Source organism: Citrobacter sp. BIDMC107, assembly GCF_001037575.1.
Classification (GTDB): domain Bacteria; phylum Pseudomonadota; class Gammaproteobacteria; order Enterobacterales; family Enterobacteriaceae; genus Citrobacter; species Citrobacter freundii.
Window position 1 is genome coordinate 172092 of the sequence record NZ_KQ089848.1, and the last position, 26133, is coordinate 198224.

Below are 26133 nucleotides of genomic sequence, written 5' to 3' on the forward strand. Positions count from 1 at the left end.
TATGTCGCTTAAAACCGTTAAATACTTCTCCACTATTATAGTCGCTGCAATCGCAGTTTTCGCCGGATGGTGGATGTGGAATTACTATATGCAATCGCCCTGGACACGTGATGGCAAAGTGCGAGCTGAGCAGGTCAGCATTACGCCACAGGTGTCAGGTAGCATTAGCGAACTCTATATAAAAGATAACCAGTTTGTGAATAAAGGCGATGTCCTTTTTATTATCGACAAGACACCATTTCACATTGCTGAACTGAATGCGCAAGCGCAACTTGCAAAAGCGCAGTCTGACCTGGCGAAAGCCAATAACGAAGCCAACCGCCGCCGTCATTTATCGCAAAATTACATCTCAGCCGAGGATCTGGATACCGCAAATCTCAACGTGAAAGCCATGCAGGCGAGTGTTGAAGCAGCAGAGGCCAGTCTGCGCCAGGCACAGTGGCAATTGACGCAAACGGTGGTCAAAGCCCCCGTAGCGGGCTGGGTCACCAATCTTTCAACCCGTCCCGGAGACTACGCTTCAACCGGGAAACCTCTGTTTGCTCTCGTCGACAGTCACTCTTTTTATGTAATGGGGTATTTTGAAGAAACTAAGTTGCGCCACATTCGCGAAGGTGCACCTGCCCTCATCACGCTCTACAGCGGTGATATAAAGTTACAGGGTCACGTTTCCAGTATTGGTCGTGCTATCTACGATCAAAGTGTGGAAAGTGATTCCGGCCTGATTCCAGATATCAAGCCCAACGTGCCGTGGGTGCGTCTGGCGCAGCGTATCCCGGTACGCATCGAATTCGACGCCCTGCCGCGGGATGTCACGCTGGTATCAGGTACAACCTGCAGCGTATCCATCGGCCAGCGTAAATGAAACTACCCCGCCTGACACCTGCCAATTTGCCGTGGTTTAAAGCCACGGCGGCACAGTGGCGTTATGCGCTGCGTAACACCATTGCGATGTGTCTGGCGTTAACTTTTGCTTATTATCTGAATCTGGACGAACCCTATTGGGCGATGACCTCAGCGGCGGTGGTCAGTTTTCCCACCGTTGGCGGGGTTATCAGCAAAAGTCTGGGTCGCGTGGCGGGGAGCTTACTGGGTGCCACCGCCGCATTGATTATTGCCGGTCATACCCTTAATGAGCCGTGGTTGTTCTTGCTGAGCATGTCGGTGTGGATCGGTTTTTGTACCTGGGCCTGTGCGCATTTCACCAATAACGTTGCCTACGCCTTTCAACTGGCGGGTTATACGGCGGCGATCATTGCGTTTCCCATGGTCAATACCGTGGAAATTACGCAGTTATGGGATATCGCGCAGGCACGCGTGTGTGAAGTCATCGTCGGTATCTTGTGTGGCGGTGTGATGATGATGATCCTGCCCAGCACCTCCGATGGCATCACGTTACTGACTGCATTGAAAAACATGCATTCACGTTTACTGGAACATGCCAGCCTACTCTGGCAACCAGAAACCACGGACGCCATTCGCACAGCCCATGAAGGTGTTATCGGTCAGATTCTTACCATGAACCTGCTGCGTATTCAGGCGTTCTGGAGCCACTACCGTTTTCGCCGACAAAATGCTTTGCTCAATTCGCTGTTGCATCAACAGTTAAGGATGACCAGCGTGATTTCCAGTCTGCGCAGGATGCTGTTGAACTGGCCTAATCCCCCTTCCAATACCCGGGAAATTATCGAGCAGTTGCTCAGCGAACTGATAAAATCCAATGCTAATAGCTACACCGTTGCACGTATTATTGCCCCACTGCGACCCGTCGATGCACGCGACTATCGACACGTCGCCTTCTGGCAACGACTGCGTTATTTTTGTCGGCTCTACCTGCGCAGCAGTCATTATCTGCATTTACTGGAAAATGGCGTTACCGCCGAGCGTATTAATATCGTCCGCACGCCGGGGCTTGCCCGTCATACCGATAATGCGGAAGCTATCTGGAGCGGGTTACGTACGTTCTGCACTTTGATGCTTATCGGCGCATGGAGCATTGGCGCACAATGGGAATCAGGCTCTGGCGCCCTCACGCTCGCCGCCATCAGCAGTGTGCTGTATTCCGCCGTTGCCACGCCGTTCAAGTCGCTTTCTTTGCTGATGCGCACGCTGGTTTTGCTGTCGCTGTTTAGCTTTGTGGTTAAGTTTGGCCTGATGGTGCAAATTTCCGACCTCTGGCAATTCATTCTCTTTCTCTTCCCGCTACTCGCCACCATGCAACTGTTAAAGCTGCAAATGCCAGCCCTGGCAGGTCTTTGGGGGCAACTGATTGTATTTATGGGTTCGTTTATCGCGGTAACCAATCCGCCGGTATATGATTTTGCTGATTTCCTGAATGACAATATGGCGAAAATCACTGGTGTGGCGCTGTCATGGCTGGCCTTCGCCATTCTGCGGCCTGGATCGGATGCACGGAAAAGTCGCCGCCATATTCGCGCCCTGCGCCGGGATTTTGTCGATCAGCTCAGCCGACACCCATCACTCAGTGAAAACGAATTTGAATCGCTGACCTATCATCACGTCAGCCAGCTCAGCAGCAGTCAGGATGCGCTGGCGCGACGCTGGTTATTACGTTGGGGGGTCGTATTGCTGAACTGCTCGCACGTGGTGTGGCAACTGCGCACCTGGGAGGCGCGTTCGGATCCGCTGGCTCGCGTCAGGGACGTGTGTATCTCTCTGCTGCGCGATGTAATGAGCGAACGTGGCGTCCAGCAACGACCACTGAATGCCACGCTGAGTGAGCTACAACGCATCTGCGATACGCTTGCCCACCATCATCAACCTGCTGCACAGGAGTTATCGGCATTGGTCTGGCGGCTACACTGCTCGCTTTCACAACTCGAACAGGCGCCACCGCCGGGCACTCTCAGTAGTTGATTATTTGATAACACCACAGGCGTAGCGCGCTCCGCCACCGCCAAGCGGTTTCGGTTGATCGGACATATTATCGCCGCCCACATGGATCATCAGCGCTTTGCCTTTAACCTCATCGAGCGTTTTGAGGCGCGGCGCAATGACCGGTGTTGTGGCGTTTCCGTTGTTATTCACCACCAGCAGCGGCAGGTCACCCATATGACCTGCGCCTTCCGGGCCTTCATGTTTGCCGGTTTGCTGCGGATCATAATGGCCTCCAGCCGATTCCGCGGCTGAGGCTTTCCCTTCTTTAATCGCCGGTTGGCAGCTGCCGTTCATATGCACATGGAAGCCATGTTCTCCCGGCGGCAACGCTTTCAGATCGGGCGAAAACTCCAGCCCCTTTGCAGTTTCAGCAATAGTGACCGTACCAATCGCCTGGCCAACGCCTTGCGACGTGACCAGATTCATCGTCACTTTTTCTTCAATGGCAGCCTGCGCACCTGCACAGGCGAGTAGAGTGATGATGGCCAAACTCAAACGCTTCATAAGACCTCCGTCCAAAAGGTGTCTGATTGTTAAGTGTAAACCAGTGACACAATTTTGAACGGAGATGCACCAAAAACGCGATTAAGGTACGTCGTAACCCAGTGCCGCTTTACGAATGCGGAACCATTGCTGGCGAGACATGTTCAGCGTCTCAGACTCAATGGCGGCGCGTACGCGCTCTATTTTTCCTGAGCCTATAATCGGCAGCGGCTGAGACGGCAAACGTAAAATCCAGGCGTACACCACCTGTTCAATAGACTGCGCGTTTAGCTCTTCTGCGATCGCGGCAAGTTCATTTCGTAATGGCTGGAACGCATCGTCATTAAACAAGCGACCGCCGCCGAGGCAGGACCAGGCCATTGGACGAATACGCAACTGCTGCAGTTGATCTAAAGTGCCATCCAGCAGGAGCGGCTGATGTACCGGAGAGATTTCAACCTGGTTGGTCGCCAGCGTAAACGGCAGACGCGATTGCAACAATGAGAACTGTGCCGGGGTGAAATTAGAGACACCAAAGTGACGCACTTTGCCACTGTGGTGCAATTTTTTGAAAGCGTCGGCGACGTCGTCAGCATCCATAAGCGGATCGGGGCGGTGGATCAGCAACAGATCAATATGATCGGTCGCCAGCAGCTTCAGCGATTCTTCCGCACTGGCAATAATATGCGCGCTGTCGGTAATGTAATGGCCCAGCGCATTTTCCGCGCGCGCCGTCGTCGCGATCCCGCATTTGGTCACAATCTGCATTTTTTCACGCAAATGGGGAGCCAGTTTCATAGCCTCACCAAACGCCGCTTCACACTGGTATCCACCGTAGATATCGGCGTGATCGACGGTGGTCACGCCCAGATCCAGATGCTCTTCAATAAAGCTGACTAGCTGGCGCGCGGACATATTCCAGTCCATCAGGCGCCAGTACCCCATCACAAAGCGAGAAAATTCCGGGCCTTGCGGCGCAATAGTAATACGCTGAACCATAGCAGCTTCCTTTTAAGTGAATGTGCCTCGAGTATACGCAATTACGCTTTTAAAAGAGTGAAGGTTGTTGCGGTTCTTCCGAAGGGTTGGCTTTGTTCGCACGTAATTTACGCATCAGGCGCTGACGACAAAGCCGTAGCACTTCCTGCTTTTGGGCATCGCTCATCTTTTGCCAGTTAAAACGCTCATCCCGACTGCGAAAACAGCCACGGCAAAATCCGCGTTCGTCAGACTGACATATTCCACGGCATGGGCTCTGGACGGGGAAAAACTCCAGCTGTTCGGCCACATCCCCTCCTTTAGTAAGATTGATATACTTATTGAAGACGTTAACTGAATTTCTCGCAAGCGCTATTGCATTAGACCGACTGGTCTATTACACTCCTTTTCATGAACAAAATCACTGAACACGACACACGCGAACATCTGCTGGCGACTGGCGAACTGCTGTGTATGCAGCGCGGCTTCACCGGCATGGGTTTAAGCGAACTATTGAAAACCGCTGAAGTGCCCAAAGGTTCGTTTTATCATTATTTTCGCTCTAAAGAAGCGTTCGGTGTCGCGATGCTGGAACGCCACTACGCGGCCTATCATCAGCGACTGGCTACACACTTTGATACGGGAGCGGGAAACTACCGCGACCGCATTCTGGCCTACTATCAGGAAACCCTGAACCAGTTTAGCCAGCACGGCATTATTAGCGGCTGTTTAACTGTAAAACTTTCTGCCGAAGTGTGCGATCTGTCAGAAGATATGCGCACAGCGATGGATAAAGGCGCGCGGCACATTATTGTGCTGTTAGCGCAGGCACTGGAGAAAGGTCAGGCCAGCCATTGTCTGTCCTTTGTTGGCGAGCCGTTACAGCAGGCGCAGGTACTGTATGCGCTGTGGCTTGGCGCCAACCTGCAGGCCAAGATTTCTCGTAGCGCTACTCCGCTGGAAAATGCGCTGGCGCACGTTAAAAACATCATCACAACGCCTGCCGTTTAACAGGCGTTTTTATTTCCTTTATTACTAGACGACCGGTCTATTCAGGAGTACCACATGTCATCTGAAAAACTGTTTTCCCCACTGAAAGTGGGTGCCATTACGGCAGCAAACCGCGTATTCATGGCGCCACTGACGCGTCTGCGCAGTATTGAGCCTGGCGACATCCCTACTCCGCTGATGGCCGAGTATTACCGTCAACGCGCCAGCGCGGGTCTTATTATCAGCGAAGCGACGCAGATTTCCGCACAGGCGAAAGGCTATGCCGGAGCACCCGGCTTACACAGCGAAGCGCAAATTGCCGCATGGAAGAAAATCACCGCTGCCGTACACGCTGAGCAAGGTCATATTGCTGTCCAGTTGTGGCACACCGGACGCATCTCTCACGCCAGTCTGCAACCAAATGGTCAAGCTCCAGTTGCACCTTCCGCGATTAGTGCTGGAACCCGCACCTCGCTGCGCGATGAAAACGGCCTGGCAACGCGTGCCGATACCTCAATGCCACGTGCGCTGGAAACCGAAGAGATTCCGGGCATCGTTAATGACTTCCGTCAGGCGATAGCCAACGCGCGCGAAGCGGGTTTCGACATGGTTGAACTGCACTCTGCCCACGGCTACCTGCTGCACCAGTTCCTGTCGCCAACCTCTAATCAGCGTACCGATCAATACGGCGGTAGCGTCGAAAATCGTGCGCGTCTTGTGCTGGAAGTGGTTGATGCCGGTATTAAAGAATGGGGTGCCGATCGTATTGGTATTCGCGTCTCCCCGATTGGCTCATTCCAGAACGTTGACAACGGTCCGAACGAAGAAGCCGATGCGCTGTATCTGATTGAACAATTGGGCAAGCGTGGAATCGCTTACCTGCACATGTCTGAGCCGGATTGGGCCGGTGGTGAGCCGTATTCCGATGCGTTCCGCGAAAAAGTTCGCGCGCGCTTCCACGGTCCTATCATTGGTGCTGGTGCCTACACCCCTGAAAAGGCAGAAGCGCTGATCGAGAAAGGTCTGATCGACGCCGTTGCTTTTGGTCGCGCCTATATTGCTAACCCGGATCTGGTGGCGCGTCTGCAACGCAAAGCGGAGCTGAATCCGCAACGTGCCGAGAGCTTCTACGGCGGCGGCGCGGAAGGTTACACCGACTATCCTACCCTCTAACGTCACAATCTCCGTTCTGCCATTGATAGCGGCGTAACAACGCCGCTATACTAAAACAACATTTTGAATGTATTAGCCATTTTCGAAGGGGAAAAAGATGCGTTTACTCCATACCATGCTGCGCGTGGGTGACCTGCAGCGTTCCATCGAGTTTTATACCAACGTGCTGGGCATGAAGCTGCTGCGTACCAGCGAAAACCCTGAATACAAGTACTCTCTGGCTTTTGTCGGCTACGGTCCTGAAACCAGTGAAGCCGTAATCGAACTGACCTATAACTGGGGTGTCGACAAGTATGAGCTGGGTACTGCCTATGGCCATATTGCCCTGAGCGTAGACAACGCGGCTGAAGCCTGTGAACGTATTCGCCAGAATGGCGGTAACGTAACGCGTGAAGCGGGTCCGGTAAAAGGCGGCACCACAGTGATTGCGTTCGTTGAAGATCCGGACGGCTATAAAATTGAGCTGATCGAAGAGAAAGACGCCGGGCGAGGCCTGGGCGACTAACTTCCCCCTCGGGCGCAGATCGTCTGTGCCCGTAGTTTTATACTCATCATTTTGCCATAATACGCGCTGCAATTTTCCCGTATTAAGAGACCCAGATGTCCGATAACGCTCAACTTTCCGGTCTGTGTGACCGTTTTCGTGGTTTTTATCCTGTCGTCATTGATGTCGAAACCGCAGGGTTCAATGCCAAAACCGATGCGCTGCTTGAGATTGCAGCCATCACACTGAAAATGGATGAACAAGGCTGGCTGATGCCGGACACGACGTTACATTTCCACGTAGAGCCGTTTGAAGGCGCGAATCTGCAGCCGGAGGCCCTCGCCTTTAACGGTATTGATCCGAACAATCCGCTACGCGGCGCGGTCAGCGAATATGACGCTCTGCATGCCATCTTCAAAATGGTGCGTAAAGGCATTAAAGACAGCTGCTGCAATCGGGCAATCATGGTGGCGCATAACGCTACGTTCGACCACAGTTTCATGATGGCAGCAGCAGAACGCGCCTCGCTGAAACGGAATCCGTTTCATCCGTTTGTCACCTTTGATACGGCGGCATTAAGCGGTCTGTCATTGGGGCAAACGGTGTTGTCAAAAGCGTGCCTGGCGGCGGGAATGGAGTTTGACGGGAATCAGGCACACTCGGCACTGTATGACACCGAACGTACGGCCGTGCTGTTTTGCGAAATCGTTAACCGCTGGAAACGTCTCGGTGGTTGGCCTCTTCCCGTGCCTGAAGAAGCATAACGGCGACATAAAAAAAGCGACCATTTCAGGTCGCTTTTTTACTTCTGTTGATATTACTCAGCGTCCGGCTCTTCGGTTTTGTATTTCGCAGCTGTTTCTTTAATCAGCTGCTGCAACTCACCGCGCTGGTACATTTCGATCAAAATGTCACAACCGCCAACCAGCTCACCATCAACCCACAGTTGTGGGAAAGTTGGCCAGTTTGCGTATTTCGGCAGTTCGGCGCGAATATCCGGGTTCTGCAGAATATCAACGTAAGCAAAGCGTTCACCACAGGCTGACAGCGCCTGCACAGCCTGAGCGGAGAAACCGCAGCTTGGCAGTTTAGGAGAACCTTTCATGTACAGGAGAATCGGGTTTTCAGCGATCTGGCGCTGGATTTTTTCGATAGTGGTGCTCATTATCTTGCTTCCTTAAACTTCTTTTACGGCAGTAGTCTGACATTGTAACGGGTCAGACAGGCAACGGAAAATAACATTTTCATTACGCGTTATTATTTTATCCCCTGACGCTAAAAGTTGCATTCATAATCTCATTTATCCCCTTCAAACATGTGGATTTGATTATCTGTTCACCAACTCCAACGTTAATTGATGTTTTTTTTTGCGGTCGGTTACGAAACATAGTTTTAAACAAAAAAAGCTATTAACTTTCCCTCTTTCTATAGATTAGAATCGTCAAGTTTTGAAAATCACACGCAGGCACGATAGACCTGCCTTACCAGAGGACTGCTCAGTGGCGCGGATAAACCGAATCTCGATCACGCTCTGTGCTTTACTTTTTACCACACTGCCTTTTACGCCTATGGCTCATGCTTCCAAGCAGGCCAGGGCGACACCTACCAATTCTCACACCATCAAAACGGTAGATAAAAAGAAAAGCGCAACAACCAGCCAAAAAACAACAAAGACCAGCAAGAAAACGGCGACAAAAACCGCCAGTAAAATCAGCACCAAAACCGCTTCCTCTTCTAAAAAACGCACTGCCACTCCGGCAAAGTCGACTAAAACTGCAAATCGTCGTGGTAAAACTGCCGTAGCACACACCGCAGCCGTTACCTGGACTGAAAAATGCACACCGCGCAAAGGTCATAAACCACGCTGCGTGAAGGTGAAAACCACTGCACCAACTACGCTTGCTGACGCCCATAAAGTGAAAGTCCAGAAAGCGACTAAAACCGCTATGTCCACCTTGATGAACCAAATCGGTAAACCTTATCGTTGGGGCGGCTCCTCGCCAAGAACCGGGTTTGACTGCAGCGGTCTGGTTTATTACGCCTATAAAGATCTGGTGAAGTTCCGCATTCCGCGTACCGCGAACGAAATGTATCATCTGCGTGATGCCGCACCGATTGAACGTGGCGAACTGAAAAATGGCGATCTGGTCTTCTTTCGTACCCAGGGTCGCGGAACAGCCGATCACGTCGGCGTCTACGTCGGAAACGGTAAGTTTATTCAGTCACCGCGTAGCGGGCAGGAAATTCAAATCACCTCTCTGAGCGAAGATTACTGGCAGCGCCACTATGTGGGCGCTCGTCGGGTAATGACGCCAAAAACAATTCGCTAAAAACTTACCCTACAGAACATGCTGTAGGGTAAGTTCTTCTTTTGCATAACCTTTCAATTTGCTACCCTATCCTTACTCACAATGAGGCTATTGTGTGTACTCAATATAAATAATAAGGAGAGAAGCAATGTCGTTTGAATTACCTGCATTACCGTATGCCAAAGATGCTCTGGCACCGCACATTTCTGCCGAAACGCTGGAATATCACTATGGCAAACACCATCAAACCTACGTGACCAATCTGAACAATCTGATTAAAGGCACGGCGTTTGAAGGCAAATCACTGGAAGAGATCGTTCGTAGCTCTGAAGGCGGTGTATTCAATAACGCAGCACAAGTATGGAACCACACGTTCTACTGGAACTGCCTGGCACCGAACGCAGGTGGCGAACCAACCGGTAAACTGGCCGATGCTATTGCCGCCTCCTTTGGCAGCTTTGCAGATTTCAAAGCGCAGTTCACCGATGCCGCTATCAAAAACTTCGGTTCTGGCTGGACCTGGCTGGTTAAAGGAACTGATGGCAAACTGGCTATCGTCTCCACCTCCAACGCAGGTACTCCGCTGACTACCGACGCGACGCCGCTGATGACCGTTGACGTATGGGAACACGCCTACTACATCGACTATCGCAATGCCCGTCCTGGCTACCTGGAACATTTCTGGGCGCTGGTGAACTGGGAATTTGTTGCGAAGAACTTCGCAGCATAAAAAAGATAACGCAGAAGGGCTTCCTTCTGCGTTTTTGCATTAATTCGCGGTCGTGAAAGCCTCTTCTGGCTGTCTTCTTGCGGAAATAAACACCAGCAGCAGCGCAAGACCCGCCACAATCGCCCCCATCACTGGCACAAAACTGTAGCCCAGGCCGCCTGATATCACCGCCCCACCGGCCGCTGCACCCAGAGCGTTCCCCAGATTAAACGCGCCAATATTGACTGACGATGATAATCCAGGCGCTTCACTGGCAACGCGCATCACACGCATCTGCAACGGTGGAACGACCGCGAACGTCGCCGCGCCCCAGACCACCATACTGATCGCCGCCCCCAGCTCATTACTCGCAAGGAAAGGAATGGCCAGCATAATAACCATCAGCAGCAGTAAAAAGCCTTTCAACGTACCGTTGACTGAACGGTCAGCAAACTTGCCACCAAAGTAGTTACCGATCGAGAAACCAATGCCTATCAACACCAGCATCCCGGTAACAAATGCCGGAGTGGCATGAGTGATAGTATGCAGAACTGGCGAGATGTAGGTATAAAGCGTGAACATCGCCCCAGCACCCAGTACGGTAGTCAGTAACGCCGACAACACCTGTGGGCGCATAAGTACCGCCAGTTCGCTGCGAACATCCGGGCGCTCTCCGGCTCCACCCTTGGGTAAGGAGAAGAACAGGCTGACCATAGCAATGACGCCCAGACCCGCAGTGGCCATAAATGACATTCGCCAACCGATGGTTTCACCAAGCCATGTCGCCGCCGGAACGCCGCCAATATTGGCGATGGTTAACCCCATAAACATCGTTGCTACGGCGCTGGCCTGCTTATGTTTGGGTACAACACTGGCAGCAACCACTGAACCGAGACCAAAAAAGGCCCCATGGTTAAGACTGGTCAAAATACGCGATAGCATTAGCGTGGTGTAATCCGGCGAGATAGCCGAAAGCACATTACCCAGCGTGAAAATTGCCATCAGGAATATCAAAGCATTACGTCGCGCGCGATGAGACAGCAGCAATGTCATCAGCGGTGCACCTACCATCACACCTACCGCATAGGCGCTGATCAGCATGCCGGCCGCCGGAATCGAGACATCCACACCTTTGGCTATGACGGGCAATAATCCCATTGGCGAAAATTCGGTGGTGCCAATGCCAAACGCTCCGATCGCCAGCGCCAGTAAAGGATAATTGAGTTTCATATTGCGACTCCGTAACGTCGAGCCGTGGCGCGACATAAAATAAGAGTCAAAAGCATGACATTGATCGCAAAATTAATAAAGTTAACAAAATTGCAAAAGACTTTTGCTAATTCGCAAACAATAGAAGAGATAGACGAGCGGAAAGAGTGAGGGAGAGCTAACTCCCTCGGGGGAAATCAATGCAGCGCTGCGGTCAGGCCACCCGCGACGATCAAACCCAGAACAATAATGGTAGTCACTAACGAAAATTTCAGATCGGTGCTCATCAAGTTTTCTCCTTTTTATTCCCACACAAAAAGTGATATTGCGCATTTTTACACACTTGAAAGCAAAAATCTCTCACGATTTATATTGATAACTGCTTTTAACTCTTCCCCTTTTCGTTAAGATCAGACAAAATTCCACGCTTACTTGATTAGCGTACCGGCCATTGACCCCTTCCTGACGTTCCGTGTCGTTTTCCCGGCGTGCCGCAACCCTTACGTTGCGCTAAGGGTGTGTAAAGGCAAACGTTTACCTGGAGTATTCTCAGGAGCTTAGGATATGGTCTGGAGTGAGATGTAATGGCAACAATTAAAGATGTAGCGAAGCGAGCAAACGTTTCCACTACAACCGTATCACACGTAATTAACAAGACGCGCTTTGTCGCGGAAGAAACGCGTAATGCTGTCTGGGCAGCGATCAAAGAACTGCACTATTCTCCGAGCGCAGTTGCCCGCAGCCTGAAGGTGAATCACACCAAGTCTATTGGCTTACTGGCGACCAGCAGCGAAGCGGCCTATTTCGCAGAAATTATCGAAGCCGTGGAGAAAAACTGTTTCCAGAAAGGCTATACGCTGATTCTGGGTAACGCATGGAACAGTCTCGAAAAGCAGCAGGCCTATCTGTCGATGATGGCGCAAAAGCGCGTTGATGGTCTGCTGGTGATGTGTTCTGAGTATCCGGAGTCGCTGCTTTCGATGCTCGAAGAGTATCGCCATATTCCGATGGTCGTCATGGACTGGGGCGAAGCTAAAGCCGACTTTACCGATACGGTCATTGATAACGCCTTCGAAGGCGGTTACATGGCGGGTCGGTATCTGGTAGAACGCGGTCATCGTGAAATTGGCGTGATCCCAGGTCCAATGGAACGTAACACCGGGGCCGGGCGTCTGGCGGGCTTTATGAAAGCGATGGAAGAAGCGCTGATTAAAGTGCCTGATAACTGGATTGTCCAGGGCGATTTCGAGCCTGAGTCCGGCTATCGCGCCATGCAGCAAATTCTGTCGCAATCGCATCGTCCGACCGCTGTCTTCTGCGGTGGCGATATTATGGCGATGGGTGCGCTGTGCGCCGCTGACGAAATGGGTCTGCGCGTACCACAGGATGTTTCACTCATCGGCTACGACAACGTGCGCAACGCCCGCTTCTTCACGCCGGCCTTAACGACCATTCACCAGCCGAAGGATTCACTAGGTGAAACGGCCTTCAACATGCTGTTAGACCGTATCGTGAATAAACGTGAAGAGTCACAGTCTATCGAGGTGCATCCACGTCTGGTTGAGCGTCGCTCCGTTGCCGACGGTCCGTTCCGAGATTACCGCCGTTAAGCCTGTTGTGCGGGAGTCTCATCTGGCTCCCGCAGCCATTCCTTGTTCAACGTTTCACTATCCCCTAAATAGTCCAGCAGCCAACTCAATGCCGGTGACGTATCGTTCTGCTGCCATGTCAGACAGCATGCGGCATCAGGAAAGGGGTTCTCCAGTTGCAGCGCAACCCACTTGCCGCTATCGATCCACGGCTTGGCAAAATGCGTCGGTACCATGCCAACACACAGCCCTGCTGATAAGCAGGTAGCGGATGATTCCCAGTCGGGCACGACGACGCGTTTTTGGTTATCCAGCAGCCAGGTAATACGCTTTGGCAGCGTACGGGAGGTATCTTCACGTACCAGTGATGGCCAGTTGCGCAACGTATCATCACTTAGCGGTCCGGGCATTGACGCCAGTGGATGATGGCTGGCTACCACGCAGCTCCAGCTCAGCATTCCCATATCGCGGAAGGTATAGCGCCCCCCTACCGGAATCGCCTGTGTGGCACCGATGGCCAGCTCCACGCGTCCATCGGACAGCGCGTCCCATACGCCGTTAAACACTTCCTGAAAAACTAACAACTCCACATCATCAAAGTGACGGTAAAAATCCACGATCATCTGTCGGGTACGATCCGGGCGGACAATGTTATCGACTGCGATCGCCAGCTGTCCGCGCCAGCCGTTGGCAATTTGCTGGCATTGCTGGCGCGTGATCTGCATTTTTTTGATAACAGAGCGACCTTCTTTTAAAAACCATGCCCCGGCAGGCGTTAATTCCACATCCCGATGGCGTCGCTCAAAAAGTGGTACCGCCAGCCACTCTTCCAGTTGGCGCACAGTGTAGCTTACCGCCGAAGGTACACGGTGTAACTCCTGCGCGGCCGAACTAAAGCTACCGTTACGCGCAACCGCATCAACCACTTCAAGTGAATATTCCGACCACATATTCTGCCTGCAAAAATTTTGAAATCAGTAAGCAAATATTAGCGTTTCACAGCGAGAATTACACTCACTACACTCAGCGGCATTGTTCTACTGCTAAAAAAAGAGAAATGATGATGCAACCTGGGAAAGGGTTTTTAGTCTGGCTGGCGGGCCTTAGCGTGCTCGGCTTTCTGGCAACAGATATGTATCTGCCCGCCTTCGCCGCAATTCAGTCCGATCTGCAAACGCCTGCATCTGCCGTCAGCGCTAGCCTGAGCTTGTTCTTAGCCGGTTTTGCCGTCGCACAACTGCTGTGGGGACCGCTCTCTGACCACTATGGTCGCAAGCCTATTTTGCTGCTGGGTTTATCTATCTTCGCACTGGGCAGTCTGGGCATGCTGTGGGTTGAAAACGCCACAGGCCTGCTGGTACTGCGATTTGTTCAGGCCGTTGGCGTCTGTGCAGCATCGGTTATCTGGCAAGCGCTGGTTACCGACTATTATCCTTCACAAAAAGTAAACCGCATCTTTGCCACCATTATGCCGCTGGTCGGGTTATCACCTGCCCTCGCCCCGTTATTAGGTAGTTGGATCCTGGTACATTTTTCCTGGCAGGCCATTTTTGCCACCCTGTTCGCCATTACTCTGATTCTGATGCTTCCGGCGCTGCGTTTAAAGCCTACAGCTAAAGCACGCGATGACAGCCAGGATAAACTGACTTTCACCACCTTGCTGCGCTCGAAAACTTACCGTGGAAACGTGCTGATTTATGCCGCCTGTTCCGCGAGCTTTTTTGCATGGCTGACGGGTTCCCCGTTCATCCTTAGCGAAATGGGTTATAGCCCAGCGGTAATTGGTCTGAGCTATGTTCCGCAAACTATCGCCTTTTTAATCGGTGGTTACGGCTGTCGTGCTGCGCTGCAAAAATGGCAGGGTCGTCAGCTGCTGCCCTGGTTACTCATTCTGTATGCCTTCAGCGTTGTGGGCACCTGGGCGACCGGCTTTATTCATCATGTCGCATTGGCTGAAATCCTGATCCCATTCTGCGTTATGGCGATTGCGAACGGCGCAATCTACCCTATCGTTGTCGCGCAGGCATTACGCCCTTTCCCACAGGCCACTGGACGCGCTGCCGCATTGCAGAATACGCTGCAACTGGGTTTATGCTTCCTGGCAAGCCTTGTCGTTTCCTGGTTGATTGCTACCCCGCTGCTCACCACTACCAGCGTTATGCTGACCACGGTATTGCTGGCTGCTGTAGGTTACAAAATGCAATCGCAGAAAACTGACGCCCCGCAAACAGATGACCGCGCGCAAATTGCCCATGGAGAGTCTCACTAATAATTGTCGCGGGCAATTAATTAGCCCGCTAAGAATTATCGGTTGAATCGTCAAAAGTTCAGGCCTATACTGATTTCCGGATGTTAAAAAAACGATAATTTTTATGTGTTAACGGGGACAAGAATGTTCCCGTATTCCCACGGATGGTCTTTTCGGCAAGGGTTCCTCCCTTCCTCTGTGCTACGTCGGATTATAGATTCACGGATTAATTCCGTGAGATTTCTCACAAAGCCCAAAAAAGCGTCTACGCTGTTTTAAGGTTCTGATCACCGACCAGTGATGGAGAAGCTATGAGTTCATCGTGTATAGAAGACGTCAGCGTACCGGATGATGACTGGTACCGCATCACCAATGAATTATTGAGCCGTGCAGGCATTACCATTAATGGTCCGGCACCGGCGGATATTCGCGTAAAGAACCCCGATTTTTTCAAACGAGTATTGCAGGAAGGATCGTTAGGGTTGGGTGAAAGTTATATGGATGGCTGGTGGGAATGCGACCGGCTGGATATGTTTTTTAGTAAAGTCCTACGCGCCGGTCTTGAAAACCAACTCCCCCGCCACTTCAAAGATACGTTACGAATTGCCGCTGCTCGCTTGTTCAATTTGCAGACCAAAAAGCGTGCATGGGTTGTCGGCAAAGAACATTACGATTTAGGCAACGATCTCTTTACTCGCATGCTGGACCCCTATATGCAGTATTCCTGCGCCTACTGGAAAGATGCCTACACCCTGGAATCTGCCCAGCAGGCGAAGCTAAAAATGATTGCTGAAAAGCTGCAGTTGAAGCCAGGGATGCGGGTGCTCGATATAGGCTGCGGCTGGGGCGGCTTATCCCAGTTTATGGCATCGCAATATGGCGTAAGCGTGGTGGGTGTAACCATTTCGGCAGAACAGCAGAAAATGGCGCAGTCACGGTGTGCGGGGCTTGATGTCACGATTTTGCTGCAGGATTATCGTGACCTGAATGACAAATTCGATCGTATTGTTTCCGTCGGCATGTTTGAGCATGTAGGGCCGAAAAACTACGCCACCTATTTTGACGTGGTCGATCGCAATTTAAAACCGGATGGTCTCTTTTTATTGCATAGCATCGGCTCCAAAAAGACCGACAATAACGTTGATCCGTGGATCAATAAATATATCTTCCCGAACGGCTGTTTACCATCAGTTCGCCAGATTGCCAACGCCAGCGAGCCACATTTTGTAATGGAAGACTGGCATAATTTTGGCGCGGATTACGACACGACGCTGATGGCCTGGCACGAACGTTTCATTAACTCCTGGCCTGAAATCGCCGATAACTATACCGAACGTTTCAAGCGGATGTTCAGCTATTATCTGAACGCTTGTGCCGGAGCGTTTCGAGCTCGCGATATTCAGTTATGGCAGGTGGTATTTTCTCGCGGCGTTGAACACGGCCTGCGCGTTCCCCGTTAATCGTTATCGCCCCCGTATCAACGAGGGCTTAACTCTCAGGCTTAGGCTCCCGCTTCGCCCGTTATGTTGCTGATGGCGCTTTCACGCGCCGCCAGTACACGCTCAACAGTATCAACCACCGCCTGCGTTTGGGGATCGATTTCGATATTGACCCTTGCGCCCAGCTTTTTCTTGCCAAGCGTCGTACGCTCCAGCGTTTCCGGGATCAAGTGCACACAGAAACGCGTCGGCGTCACTTCACCGACCGTCAGACTGATACCGTCAATACCAATAAATCCTTTGTACAGGATATATTTCATCAGCGACGGGTCCTGGACTTTAAACCACACCTGACGGTTATTCTCCGAGGTCAGAATTTTCGACACTTCGGCAGTGGTCATAATATGGCCCGACATTAAATGTCCGCCAATCTCATCACTGAATTTTGCCGCACGCTCAACGTTAACCAAATCACCGACCTTCAGATCGCCCAGATTGGTGATACGCAGCGTTTCTTTCATCAGGTCAAAGCTTATCTGGTTACCGTTAATTTCGGTGACCGTCAGGCAGCACCCATTGTGGGCAACCGATGCGCCGGTCTCCAGCGCATCCAGCATATATTCAGGCAACTCCACAACATGCGTACGAAAATTTGGTTTTTCATCAATGGACACCAATTTTGCGGTGCCCTGCACAATACCCGTAAACATACTTCCTACTCCTGAACTCAATTAAGACATCTCTGCACAGCACAATAGCAGGTGGAAATTCAGGTTGCCAGCAATGCGCCACCAGCGCCTGTTTTTTCACTGGAGAATTACGTATTCCTCGCTACAATAGACTGAAATTTCCCCTGCTTTTTCTCCTTGCTGCCATATAAGGCGGCTTTTTTAGTCTCTCAAATAACAACAATATAGTGGTGTACACGTGCAAAAGTATGTAAGTGAAGCGCGTCAGTTATTAGCTCTGGCAATACCGGTGATTCTTGCGCAAATCGCTCAAACCGCAATGGGATTCGTTGATACCGTCATGGCGGGCGGATACAGCGCTACTGATATGGCGGCAGTCGCCATTGGTACCTCTATCTGGTTACCTGCCATTCTGTTTGGTCATGGACTACTGCTGGCTTTGACGCCGGTCATTGCGCAACTCAATGGTTCCGGACGCCGCGACCGTATCGCCCATCAAATACGTCAGGGATTCTGGCTGGCGGGCAGCGTCTCCGTGCTGATTATGGTTGTGCTATGGAACGCTGGGTACATTATTCGCTCCATGCATAACATTGACCCGGCGCTGGCGGATAAAGCCGTTGGCTACCTGCGTGCCTTACTGTGGGGCGCACCGGGGTATTTGTTCTTCCAGGTAGCCCGTAACCAGTGCGAAGGATTAGCCAAAACTAAACCAGCGATGGTGATGGGCTTTCTCGGCCTGCTGGTGAACATTCCGGTTAACTACGTTTTCATTTATGGACATTTAGGCATGCCGGAACTGGGTGGCGTAGGCTGCGGCGTGGCTACGGCGGCTGTTTACTGGGTGATGTTTATCGCCATGCTCTCTTACATCAAACGTGCGCGCTCGATGCGCGATATCCGTAATGAGCGTGGTTTCCAGAAACCTGACACCGCAGTAATGAAGCGTCTGGTGCAACTGGGTTTACCTATCGCGCTGGCGTTATTTTTCGAGGTAACGCTATTTGCGGTGGTCGCTCTGCTGGTATCCCCGCTGGGGATTATCGACGTGGCCGGACACCAGATCGCACTGAACTTCAGTTCGTTAATGTTCGTCCTGCCGATGTCTCTGGCTGCTGCCGTCACCATTCGTGTCGGTTATCGTCTGGGCCAGGGCTCCACGCTGGATGCACAAACTGCAGCCAGAACGGGTCTGGGTGTCGGTGTCTGCATGGCGGTCGTAACGGCGCTTTTCACCGTGACATTCCGCGAGCATATTGCCCTGCTCTACAACAATAATCCGGAAGTCGTCACCCTGGCCGCGCAGCTCATGTTACTGGCCGCGGTGTATCAAATATCGGACTCTATCCAGGTTATTGGCAGCGGGATCCTGCGTGGTTATAAAGATACGCGTTCCATTTTCTTTATTACCTTTACGGCATACTGGGTGCTGGGTCTGCCGAGTGGCTATATTCTGGCGCTGACCGATTTGGTAGTTGACCGAATGGGGCCAGCAGGATTCTGGATGGGCTTTATTATCGGCCTGACCTCTGCGGCGGTGCTGATGATGCTGCGGATGCGCTTTCTGCAACGCCAGCCGTCAGCGGTTATATTGCAACGAGCTGCACGATAATGCCCAAATAGCCGCCGTCTGGCGGCTTTTTTTACATCCTCAGAACGGGCTGGCGTTTTGGGCGTTCATCCACGCTTCACTAATGGGATGCCTGAAATGCAGTTCACTGGCATGCAGCATCAGTCGCGGCACCCTTTCAGTGCTAGGCAGCAGACGCCCGCCATACAAATCACAGCCTAAAATCGGATGTCCCAACAGCTGACAGTGGATCCGCAGTTGGTGGGTCCGCCCGGTTTCAGGCATTAGTTGTACCCGCGTCAAGGGGAGCAATGCCCCTTTTTCCTGACGATGATAAAAGCGCTCGACAACCTGATAGCGCGAACGTGCGGGTTTGCCGTTGAGAGCACAAATTGACATTAATGGAAACAGCGACGGGTCTTTGGCAATCGCTGCATCGATAACTCCTTCGTCGTTTTCCAGATGCCCGCATAACAGTGCGCTGTACACCTTAGTGACCGTACGCTGGCTGAACTGCTGGCAAAGCGCAGCGTTGATAGCCTTGTTACGGGCGACCACCATCAGTCCAGAAGTGCCGAAATCAAGCCGATGTACCAGCGTGCAGCCAGGGTAAATCTGTACCAGCCGATGATGTACCGAATCGAGATTCTGCGGATTTTTGCCCGACAAGCTAAGTAACCCGCTGGGTTTATTGATTAGCACCAGATGCTCGTCCCGATAGAGGGTCTCTATCTCGTCATGACAAGGCGGGGCAATAAAGGTATCGAGGATCGTAGACATCAGGCGGCCAGAATGAGGTGTGGGGACGGATGATAACGAATTTTCACCGCAGTGGCGAATCGGAGCGCTGACCCAATGGCTGGCATGGTAGAGTGTGATTTATCCTGAGTGCGATGAGAGGGTTATTCTGTGCAACAAATCGATTTTTACATGGTGGATGCCTTTACCACCACGACGTTTGGCGGTAATGCCGCAGCAGTCTGTCCGCTCACGGACTGGTTGCCCGATGAAACATTATTAAAGATGGCACAGCAGCATAACCAGTCAGAAACCGCTTTTTTTATCGCCAATGAGAATGGTTTTGAGCTGCGTTGGTTTACCACTCAGGGTGAAATCAATCTGTGTGGGCATGCCACGCTTGCCACCGCGCATGTCATCTTTGAACATCTGGATTACCCGGATACAAAAATCCATTTTGCTACCCGCTTTGTGGGACCGCTGACGGTCACGCGCAGCGGTGAATGGCTGACGCTCGATTTTCCTGCCTGGCAAAGCGAATCTGCCGTGCCGCCCGCTTTACTGCTGGAAACATTAGGCATCACCGAATACAAAGAGATGCGCGTGGCACGCGATTACATGGTGGTGTTGGAAAATCAACAGCAGGTTGAGGCTGTTCGCCCAAACATCCACGCCATGCTTCCGCTGGGGAAAATGGTGTGCATCACCGCGCCGGGTGACGGGGAATACGATTTTGTCAGCCGTTTCTTCTGCCCGGGTGAAGCCGTCGCGGAAGACCCGGTCACAGGCTCGGCACATAGCATGCTGATCCCTTACTGGGCTGCAAAACTGAATAAAACACAGATGCTGGCGCGCCAGGTCTCTGAGCGCGGCGGGGATTTACGCTGTCAGTTAGCAGGAACGCGTGTTTATATCAGTGGACAGGCAATAACTTATCTGACCGGTAAAGTGCTGCTGCGCTAGCAGCCTTACCCGAAATAACCAATCCATGGAGGATTTATGTCGAACAAACTCGTGCAGATACACTTTGATTTTCATGGTCCGTTTGGGGCTGAGATGTCGAGTCAGCTCGTTGAACTGGCCGAATCAATCAACCAGGAGCCGGGGTTCATCTGGAAAATCTGGACCGAGAACGAAGCAAATCACGAAGCGGGTGGCATCTACCTGTTCCGGGACGAAGACACCGCTCAGGCCTATATCAAAAAGCATACCGCCCGTCTGAAGCATCTGGGTGTGGAAGACGTGACGTTCAAAATCTTCGATATCAATGAACCGTTAACTAAAATTAACCACGGTCACATCGGCTAGTATTTTGCCTTAGACGCCCCGCCCGGGGCGTTTCTTCACTCTCCTGCCTTCCCCTCTTCGTTCCTACCCAGGTTAGCTATTTACGTTAGCCACATTTGCAATAGTTCACAAAATCATCACCCGCGAAAATTATCTCTAGCCGAATGTGGCATAAAGGCGTATAAAATAATACAAATCGTATTATTTTATACAAAATGAATCATCAGCTACTGGAGGTTTATTATGTCCGCGGACATTACACTGAACTCATCTGCTGGAAGCTTCCCGCCAGCAGGTCATTACTCGCACAGTACAACGGCTGGCGGTTTCGTCTTCATTTCCGGGCAATTGCCGGTCACTTTCGACGGTGAGAAAAAAGCGGATGCCTCTTTTGAAGATCAAACCCGGCTGGTGCTACAGAATATTGATGCTTGTCTGGCAGGTGCTGGAGTTTCCCGCCAGCATCTGGTGTCAGTTCGCGTCTATGTGACGGATATGAATCAGTGGCCGACGTTTAACAAAATCTATGGGGAGTGGATCGGCGATTTCCGTCCATCCCGTGCAGTAGCCGGTGTTGCGGAACTTCATTATGGTTTTGCGCTGGAAGTTGAAGCTATGGCGCTGGCCCCGCAAGCGTGACGTTTAACAACATACAGGTGAACAACAATGACTGAAATGACACTGCCTGATTATAACGATGTTGCCGCTGCGGCAGAGCGCATCGCAGATTATGCTAACAAAACGCCGGTGATGACATCCCGAACGGTTAACGAAGAATTTGGCGCGGAAGTCTTCTTTAAGTGCGAAAACTTCCAGAGAATGGGCGCCTTCAAATTTCGCGGCGCTATGAATGCGCTACGCCAGTTCACACCACAACAACGTGCTGCGGGCGTCGTGACGTTTTCTTCCGGTAACCATGCGCAGGCCATTGCACTGTCGGCAAAATTATTGGGGATTCCGGCGACGATTATCATGCCGCATGATGCCCCGACGGCCAAAGTTGCCGCAACAAAAGGCTATGGCGGAAAAGTGGTAACTTACGATCGCTACACTGAAGATCGTGAAAAAATTGGTCGGGACCTGGCAGAGAAACAGGGGTTAACGCTGATCCCCCCTTACGACCATCCGCATGTGATTGCAGGTCAGGGCACCGCTACAAAAGAGCTGATTGAAGAAGTGGGTCAGTTAGACGCCCTTTTCGTTTGTCTGGGCGGTGGCGGCCTGCTCTCAGGATCCGCTCTGGCGGCCAGACATCTGTCTCCTGACTGCATCGTCTATGGTGTTGAACCTGAGGCGGGTAACGATGGTCAACAGTCGTTTCGTAGCGGAAAAATTGTTTATATCGATACGCCCAAAACCATTGCTGACGGTGCTCAGACCCAACATCTCGGGAACTATACGTTTCAGATTATCCAGCAAAACGTGAACGATATTCTGACGGTTTCAGACGCTGAGTTAATCACCTCAATGAAATTTATCGCTGAACGCATGAAAATCGTCGTTGAGCCGACCGGGTGTCTGGGTTTTGCTGCGGCCAGAGCGCGCAAAGCTGAACTTCGCGGCAAGAAAGTCGGCATTATCATCAGCGGCGGAAACGTGGATATCAGCCGCTACAGTGAATTTCTGGCCGGATGATAAACAGGGTATCTGTCATGCAGATACCCTAATGTTACTGTCTGTACATTGCCGTCTGGAAAAACGATCCCAGGTCACTGTAAACTGCTCGCAATCATGGCAACAGGCATCACCGCAGGAGACTGGCATGCCAAAAACCGACAATAACTCGCTTCTCAGCCAAATTGATACTATCGCCAGGGGATTGAGTGAGACCTTCTCTCCGTTTTGCGAAGTGGTGGTTCATGACCTCAAAAATCCTGAACATGCCATTTTATCCATCCATAACAATCTGTCCGGACGTCAACCCGGCCAGCCAGCAACAGAGCTTGGCCTGGCGAGAATCGCATCGCCTGACTTTCCCAGCATCATTGCGAACTACAGTAATCAGTTTGCCGATGGTCGCCCGGTGAAAAGTACCTCAATTGGCATCAAGGACGAAGAAGGCAGATACGTAGCAGCTCTCTGTCTGAATGTAGATATGACGCTGTTTCGTGGTATGCAGAGTGCTCTTGCGCGTTTTACTGAAACCGAAAACTCCCCCATTAAGGAACATATCGATCCCGGCAGTAACGAAGTCATCCGCCAGCGTATTGATGACTTTGCCGCTAAACGCGCTACGACGGCCCGAGCCCTTAAACCTCAAGACCGTAAGCTGCTGATTCAACAATTACGCCAGGACGGTTTGCTGAACGTACGCAAATCTATGGATACGGTGGCGCAGCATCTGGGCGTATCGAGGGCCACCGCCTACCTGTATGCCCGCCAGTCAGTTCAGGCGGGTGAATAAACGGGTTCTGTTGAACCGCACCAGCCGCAGTATAAAAAGTCTGTTCTTGATTACCGACACGAAGCGCTCCCGCTATACTTTGGCCCGCTTCGTATCCTATATAGCCATCAACCAGTAAACAACGCCCGCCGCTGGGAAAAAAATAAACCTTTATTTTCGTAGGTATTTATTGGCACTGGGTCAATAAATGATTTATTTTTGTACATACATAGTGAGATTACGTTTTCCTCTAATAACTCCATCAGCATTGATTAAACATCATAATAAAACAAACAAAACCTAACTCATTGATTTAGAGGAATAAAAATACAGCTGAATTTATTGCGTCAATAATACCTATGCAATATATATAAATAGAGTGATATCTAAATTATAATTCTTTTACATCCGGCTGATTGGTGAGGTAAGAATGCGGTTAATCGTCATGTTAGTAAGCTTTGTGCTCACCACCCAGCTCTGGGCGGGTGAACTTCCCCAGCCTTCCGGTACAGTTCTTTTAACGCTGTCCGGTAATATTGAAAATACAAATGCAGACGGGAAAGCCGTTTTTGATACCGCCAGCCTTGAGAAGCTGGGCATGGTCAGTTTCCAGACCACCTCCCCCTGGTATAATGGACGCACTACTTTTACGGGTATTCCACTACAAAAGCTCATGGATTACGTCGGCGCGAGCGGCTCGGTTGTAAAGGTCACTGCGCTCAATGACTACACCACCGTAATCCCTCTCAGTGATTTCAAAAAATACAATGCCATCCTTGCGTTAAAAATCAACGGAAAATATATGCGCATCCGTGATAAAGGTCCTTTATTCATTGTGTACCCCTATGACAGCATGCCGGAACTGAATAATCAGATTTATTATTCAAGGTCTGCATGGCAGGTCAGTAGTATGGATATTGAGTAAGCGTTCAGAGGAACATCATGAACAGAATACTGGCTGGCATCATCTTTTTTCTTTTTATATCTACCGGATATATCTCTTTCCTCGTGCATGAACGGCAACAAGAGTTACAGAAACTGACTCATTACACCGATTCCTGGTCTGCTGCTCAGCTGGTATCACAATATTACCGATTCGAGTCATTGCTGGGTCTTTACACTATCGATGATACGATGAATCTCGATGATGTACGCATGCGCCTCGACATTATGCTCAGCCAGAGTGATTTAATAAAAGAAGGTGACCTGGGGCGCTACATAGAAAGCAATATAGCCCACCGTGAGTTGGCGGTAAAACTTGAAAACACCCTTAGTTTTCTGGATGTTAATCTAGAGAAAATGAACCGTTCAGCACTCCAGGCTTATCTGAAAAAAATGCATACTCTGGATGCGCCACTGGGTCGTCTTTCATCTGGTGCGTTAAACAAAGATGTTAACTCGATCAATAACGCCAACCAAAAAATTCAAACGCTGTACTATATTTACTCAGCAACCTCGGTGCTGCTGATAATACTGAGTGCGATTCTGGGAGTGCTCATTTTCTATCAAAACAGAAATATTCTGCGGGCGCACCTGCAGGTGAAGAACTGCAGAAATCTAAAGAAAAGCTGCAAATCCAGAATGCTAAACTGGAATATGACGTCTACCATGACTCTCTTACCGAGATGAATAATCGTCAACTATTCTGGAGCGATTTAAATAAAACAATTGAGATAGCAGAAAAAAATCACGATTCTGTGACTGTGATGTTGTTTGATTTAGATCGATTCAAAGAGGTAAATGATACGTATGGTCATGATGCCGGTGATATGTTGCTACGCCAGATATCAGACCGACTGGTTTCAATGAGTCTTACTTCGGATACGCTGTATCGCCTGGGTGGAGATGAATTTGCGTTTCTCTCAAGCGGCCTGACAGAAAGCCACGCCGTTTCGCGGGCCCAGAAAATATGTGAATTTATCAGCCAGCCCTACACTATTTATAACACGATTATCAACATAACCACCTGTGTTGGCATTGTTATCTCAGACACTGAACGTCGTTCCGACTATCTTTATAAATTTGCCGATCTGGCCCTTTATGAAGCCAAAGGTGAAGGCTCAGGTAAGATAAAAGTCTTCCGACAACGAATGTTAGAAAAGCTACAAGAAAGCAGAACGCTTGAGCATGATATGGCATTGGCAATAGTGAACAAAGAGTTCGTGGTTTATTACCAGCCGATTGTTGACTCCTTCAGCCAGGAAATTTATAGCTATGAAGCCCTAATTCGTTGGCTCCATCCTCTAAAGGGCCTCCTGTCGCCGGATAGCTTTATTCCTGTTGCTGAAAAAACCGGAATGATTAATGAGATGGGGAAAGCAGTGCTTGAAATTGCCTGCAGGGAAGCGGCTTGTTGGGCGGTTCCTGCTAAAATTTCAGTAAATGTCTCTCCTGTACAGCTAAGCAGCAAAGCCTTTGTCGGTATCGTACTGTCTATTCTGAAAGAAACTGGACTCCCAGCCGATCGTCTTGAACTGGAAGTAACAGAGTCCTCTCTCTTCACTGAGAGTACGACGCCGATGAATACGCTTAATAAGCTCAGAGCCCTGGGCGTAAAAATTTCCATCGATGATTTTGGTACCGGATATTCTTCTCTTTCGCGCCTGAGCAAGCTTGCCTTCGATAAAATTAAAATAGACAAGTCTTTTGTGCATTCAATATCCACACATGAAGATGCGCTTAATATCATCAAACTGATCACGGGCATGGCGAAATCCCTCAATATGAAGGCTGTTGCTGAAGGTGTTGAAACGCAGGAGCAACTAAAAAGCCTTCAGGCGCTGGGCTGCGATTTCGCCCAAGGATATCTGTTTGGTAAACCTCAACCTTGTGTCAATGAGGAAATCAGAAATGGTCAAGTTGTGCCAATAAACAACAGAAAAACGATGCCATGAAGATTTTCTATCAGGCTTCAACTGCCCGTAACGCGTTGAGCGGCAATGTCGACGCTAAACTCA

Annotated in this window: 26 protein-coding genes and 2 pseudogenes; 19 read left to right on the forward strand and 9 right to left on the reverse strand. The window is 50.7% G+C overall.

The window, feature by feature from the left end:
• The first annotated feature begins 1 nt into the window (after nt 1).
• Entirely contained in the window at nt 2-865 is an 864-nt protein-coding gene (locus tag SK39_RS00820) for an efflux RND transporter periplasmic adaptor subunit (protein WP_003836440.1), read from the forward strand.
• Nucleotides 862-2902: pseudogene (locus SK39_RS00825) on the forward strand (FUSC family protein). Before SK39_RS00820 ends, SK39_RS00825 begins: the two are co-directional and overlap by 4 nt.
• On the opposite strand, the gene sodC reads toward SK39_RS00825, so the two are convergent.
• From sodC to SK39_RS00840, 3 genes are all read right to left on the reverse strand, one after another.
• Nucleotides 2878-3402 carry a superoxide dismutase [Cu-Zn] SodC gene (gene sodC / locus SK39_RS00830; RefSeq protein WP_048216498.1) on the reverse strand — a complete coding sequence of 175 codons (525 nt, stop codon included), beginning with the start codon at nt 3400-3402 and terminating at the stop codon, nt 2878-2880. The pseudogene SK39_RS00825 and the gene sodC sit on opposite strands and share 25 nt — an antisense overlap.
• Before the next feature lie 81 nt (nt 3403-3483).
• Nucleotides 3484-4380 (reverse strand): aldo/keto reductase, encoded by an 897-nt coding sequence (locus tag SK39_RS00835; RefSeq protein WP_003029189.1) that lies wholly within the window; start codon nt 4378-4380, stop codon nt 3484-3486.
• A gap of 49 nt (nt 4381-4429) precedes the next feature.
• Nucleotides 4430-4669, reverse strand: coding sequence for a DUF1289 domain-containing protein (locus SK39_RS00840; protein WP_003029191.1), 240 nt, complete (start codon nt 4667-4669; stop codon nt 4430-4432).
• Between the two features lie 101 nt (nt 4670-4770).
• Between SK39_RS00840 and SK39_RS00845 the strand changes: the two genes are divergently transcribed.
• The 4 genes from SK39_RS00845 to rnt all read left to right on the forward strand — a co-directional run bounded on the left by SK39_RS00845 (nt 4771) and on the right by rnt (nt 7770).
• Nucleotides 4771-5370, forward strand: a complete 600-nt coding sequence (locus tag SK39_RS00845; RefSeq protein ID WP_003836447.1) for a TetR/AcrR family transcriptional regulator — start codon at nt 4771-4773, stop codon at nt 5368-5370.
• Between the two features lie 54 nt (nt 5371-5424).
• Nucleotides 5425-6522, forward strand: a complete 1098-nt coding sequence (gene nemA / locus SK39_RS00850) for an alkene reductase (RefSeq protein ID WP_003029197.1) — start codon at nt 5425-5427, stop codon at nt 6520-6522.
• A 97-nt stretch (nt 6523-6619) separates the two neighbouring features.
• Nucleotides 6620-7027, forward strand: coding sequence for a lactoylglutathione lyase (gene gloA / locus SK39_RS00855; protein WP_003029198.1), 408 nt, complete (start codon nt 6620-6622; stop codon nt 7025-7027).
• A gap of 95 nt (nt 7028-7122) precedes the next feature.
• Entirely contained in the window at nt 7123-7770 is a 648-nt protein-coding gene (rnt, locus tag SK39_RS00860; RefSeq protein WP_048216499.1) for a ribonuclease T, read from the forward strand.
• Nucleotides 7771-7823: 53 nt separating this feature from the next.
• On the opposite strand, the gene grxD is transcribed toward rnt, so the two are convergent.
• The gene (gene grxD / locus SK39_RS00865) at nt 7824-8171 is read right to left on the reverse strand and encodes a monothiol glutaredoxin 4 (RefSeq protein WP_003832760.1); all 348 of its coding nucleotides are present in this window, start codon (nt 8169-8171) and stop codon (nt 7824-7826) included.
• A gap of 334 nt (nt 8172-8505) precedes the next feature.
• Between grxD and SK39_RS00870 the strand changes: the two genes are divergently transcribed.
• Together SK39_RS00870 and sodB are read left to right on the forward strand one after the other, a co-directional pair.
• A complete protein-coding gene (locus SK39_RS00870; protein WP_003843531.1) occupies nt 8506-9336 on the forward strand; it encodes a C40 family peptidase in 831 nt (276 codons plus the stop codon).
• 127 nt (nt 9337-9463) lie between these two features.
• The gene (sodB, locus tag SK39_RS00875) at nt 9464-10045 is read left to right on the forward strand and encodes a superoxide dismutase [Fe] (protein ID WP_003029205.1); all 582 of its coding nucleotides are present in this window, start codon (nt 9464-9466) and stop codon (nt 10043-10045) included.
• A 39-nt stretch (nt 10046-10084) separates the two neighbouring features.
• Here the strand turns inward: sodB and SK39_RS00880 are convergent, their stop codons facing one another.
• A complete protein-coding gene (locus SK39_RS00880) occupies nt 10085-11254 on the reverse strand; it encodes an MFS transporter (RefSeq protein WP_048216500.1) in 1170 nt (389 codons plus the stop codon).
• 176 nt (nt 11255-11430) lie between these two features.
• The gene (gene cydH, locus SK39_RS27010; protein ID WP_003029209.1) at nt 11431-11520 is read right to left on the reverse strand and encodes a cytochrome bd-I accessory subunit CydH; all 90 of its coding nucleotides are present in this window, start codon (nt 11518-11520) and stop codon (nt 11431-11433) included.
• A 297-nt stretch (nt 11521-11817) separates the two neighbouring features.
• On the opposite strand from cydH, the gene purR reads away from it, so the two are divergent.
• Entirely contained in the window at nt 11818-12843 is a 1026-nt protein-coding gene (gene purR / locus SK39_RS00885) for an HTH-type transcriptional repressor PurR (protein WP_003029211.1), read from the forward strand.
• Here the strand turns inward: purR and punR are convergent.
• Nucleotides 12840-13772 (reverse strand): DNA-binding transcriptional activator PunR, encoded by a 933-nt coding sequence (gene punR, locus SK39_RS00890; protein ID WP_003029215.1) that lies wholly within the window; start codon nt 13770-13772, stop codon nt 12840-12842. The genes purR and punR overlap by 4 nt on opposite strands.
• 113 nt (nt 13773-13885) lie before the next feature.
• Between punR and punC the strand changes: the two genes are divergently transcribed.
• Nucleotides 13886-15091 carry a purine nucleoside transporter PunC gene (gene punC, locus SK39_RS00895; protein WP_003836456.1) on the forward strand — a complete coding sequence of 402 codons (1206 nt, stop codon included), beginning with the start codon at nt 13886-13888 and terminating at the stop codon, nt 15089-15091.
• Between the two features lie 290 nt (nt 15092-15381).
• A complete protein-coding gene (gene cfa / locus SK39_RS00900) occupies nt 15382-16530 on the forward strand; it encodes a cyclopropane fatty acyl phospholipid synthase (RefSeq protein WP_048216501.1) in 1149 nt (382 codons plus the stop codon).
• Nucleotides 16531-16571: 41 nt separating this feature from the next.
• Here cfa and SK39_RS00905 read toward each other — a convergent pair whose 3' ends face one another.
• A complete protein-coding gene (locus tag SK39_RS00905; RefSeq protein WP_003832752.1) occupies nt 16572-17219 on the reverse strand; it encodes a riboflavin synthase in 648 nt (215 codons plus the stop codon).
• Between the two features lie 217 nt (nt 17220-17436).
• On the opposite strand from SK39_RS00905, the gene mdtK reads away from it, so the two are divergent.
• A complete protein-coding gene (mdtK, locus tag SK39_RS00910; protein ID WP_048216502.1) occupies nt 17437-18810 on the forward strand; it encodes a multidrug efflux MATE transporter MdtK in 1374 nt (457 codons plus the stop codon).
• Between the two features lie 39 nt (nt 18811-18849).
• On the opposite strand, the gene SK39_RS00915 is transcribed toward mdtK, so the two are convergent.
• A complete protein-coding gene (locus SK39_RS00915; protein WP_048216503.1) occupies nt 18850-19548 on the reverse strand; it encodes an RluA family pseudouridine synthase in 699 nt (232 codons plus the stop codon).
• A 129-nt stretch (nt 19549-19677) separates the two neighbouring features.
• Here SK39_RS00915 and SK39_RS00920 point away from each other — a divergent pair, with 129 nt between their 5' ends.
• From SK39_RS00920 to SK39_RS00950, 7 genes and pseudogenes are all read left to right on the forward strand, one after another.
• Complete coding sequence (locus tag SK39_RS00920) at nt 19678-20469, forward strand: PhzF family phenazine biosynthesis protein (RefSeq protein ID WP_048216504.1); 792 nt, start codon at nt 19678-19680, stop codon at nt 20467-20469.
• 36 nt (nt 20470-20505) lie between these two features.
• A complete protein-coding gene (locus SK39_RS00925; protein WP_003836470.1) occupies nt 20506-20814 on the forward strand; it encodes a monooxygenase in 309 nt (102 codons plus the stop codon).
• Between the two features lie 222 nt (nt 20815-21036).
• Nucleotides 21037-21432, forward strand: coding sequence for a RidA family protein (locus SK39_RS00930; RefSeq protein ID WP_003029233.1), 396 nt, complete (start codon nt 21037-21039; stop codon nt 21430-21432).
• A 27-nt stretch (nt 21433-21459) separates the two neighbouring features.
• A complete protein-coding gene (locus SK39_RS00935; RefSeq protein WP_048216505.1) occupies nt 21460-22428 on the forward strand; it encodes a threo-3-hydroxy-L-aspartate ammonia-lyase in 969 nt (322 codons plus the stop codon).
• Nucleotides 22429-22555: 127 nt separating this feature from the next.
• A complete protein-coding gene (locus SK39_RS00940; protein WP_003029239.1) occupies nt 22556-23197 on the forward strand; it encodes a helix-turn-helix transcriptional regulator in 642 nt (213 codons plus the stop codon).
• 409 nt (nt 23198-23606) lie between these two features.
• Nucleotides 23607-24101, forward strand: coding sequence for a putative pterin-binding protein (locus SK39_RS00945; protein WP_003029241.1), 495 nt, complete (start codon nt 23607-23609; stop codon nt 24099-24101).
• Nucleotides 24102-24118: 17 nt separating this feature from the next.
• Nucleotides 24119-26070 (forward strand): annotated as a pseudogene (locus SK39_RS00950) (putative bifunctional diguanylate cyclase/phosphodiesterase).
• Nucleotides 26071-26133: the final 63 nt, after the last annotated feature.